Genomic DNA, 1,373 nt, shown 5'->3' with positions numbered 1-1,373 from the left:
GGTGAACCTCCCCGGGTCTGGTGCACACCTCCGATGTGAATGGAGGATGGAACATGCCCAACCTGAGGAAGCCGCAGGCTTCGAAGTACAGCCCCGCCACGCGTGAGCGTGCGGTGCGTCTGGTGCTGGAGCAGGGTGAGAACTACCGGCATGAGTTCCAGGCGATCCGGGCGATCGCGGGTCAGTTCGGGATGCACCCCAACACGTTGAAGTCGTGGGTCCGCATGGCCCGCGTCGAGGCCGGTGAGCTGCCAGCCAGCCCGGACACCCGGGACCTGGAGATTGCGGAGCTGAAACGGGAGAACGCCGAGCTGGCCCAGACGGTGGAGATCCTCAAGAGGGCCACGACTTTCTTCGCGCGGGAGTGCGACCCGCTACCACCGATGTCTGCCGGTTCATCATCGAACACCGAGCCGACTTCGGAGTCGCACCGATCTGTCGAGTCCTGAGAACTCACCTCGGACTCAAGATCGCTCCACGCACCTACTACGCCTGGCTCTCACGCGGCCCGTCACGACGCACGCTGTGGGAGGAGGCCCTGACCGAGATCCTGTCCGGGTTCTACGAACCCGACGAACACGGTCGACGTCGCCCGGAGTCGCTGTACGGGGCGGTGAAGATGTGGGCCCACCTGAATCGCCAAGGCATCATCGTGGCCCGATGCACCGTGGAACGACTGATGCGCCGCCACGGCTGGCAGGGCGTCAGGCGTACCCGCCGGATCCGCACCACCATCGCGGACCCGGCCGCCGGCCGGGCACCGGACCTGGTCGATCGACGCTTCAAGATCGAGGCCCCCAACCGGCTGCTGGTCGCGGACTTCACCTACGTCCCGATCGGGGGCCGGTTCGCCTACACCGCGCTCGTCATCGACGCCTATGCCGGCACCATCGTGGGCTGGCAGGTCGGCCCCCGACATACCGCGGACCTGGTCCAGGCCGCCTTGGACGACGCACTCGAGACCCGCCGCAGGCAGGGGCACCCCATCGTGGACGGCATCCATCACTCCGATGCCGGTGCCGAGTACACCTCGCTGAGCCTGACCGACCGGCTCGCCGAGACCGGGCTGGCGCCCTCGATCGGCAGCGTCGGCGACGCCTACGACAACGCCCTGGCCGAGACCACCATCGGGCTGTACAAGACCGAATGCATCGGGACCGGCCGTCTATCGACCCCGTTCCACGACGGCCTGACCAGCGTCGTCGAGGTCGAGCTCGCCACCGCCGCCTGGGTCTACTGGTTCAACACCAGCCGCCTCATGCACCGACTCGACCGCCGACCACCACTCGAGGCCGAGAACGACTACTACGATCAGCCCCACGCCCCACAGGGCGTGACAACCACCCGGTGAGCATCAAACCCGGGGCGGTTCA

1 protein-coding gene is annotated in these 1,373 nt (G+C 67.2%); it reads left to right on the top strand.

All coding sequences use genetic code 11. The features are described 5' to 3' along the window. Positions 1 to 53 precede the first annotated feature (53 nt). A protein-coding gene (locus tag DAI17_RS20720; RefSeq protein ID WP_107775145.1) for an IS3 family transposase occupies positions 54 to 1,351 on the top strand; the annotation gives its coding sequence in 2 pieces (ribosomal slippage) (positions 54 to 348 and positions 348 to 1,351; 1,299 coding nt in all). Positions 1,352 to 1,373: the final 22 nt, after the last annotated feature.

It is taken from the genome of Nocardioides sediminis, assembly GCF_003047295.1.
GTDB lineage: Bacteria > Actinomycetota > Actinomycetes > Propionibacteriales > Nocardioidaceae > Nocardioides > Nocardioides sediminis.
This window is presented reverse-complemented; position numbering and strand designations above follow the sequence as displayed.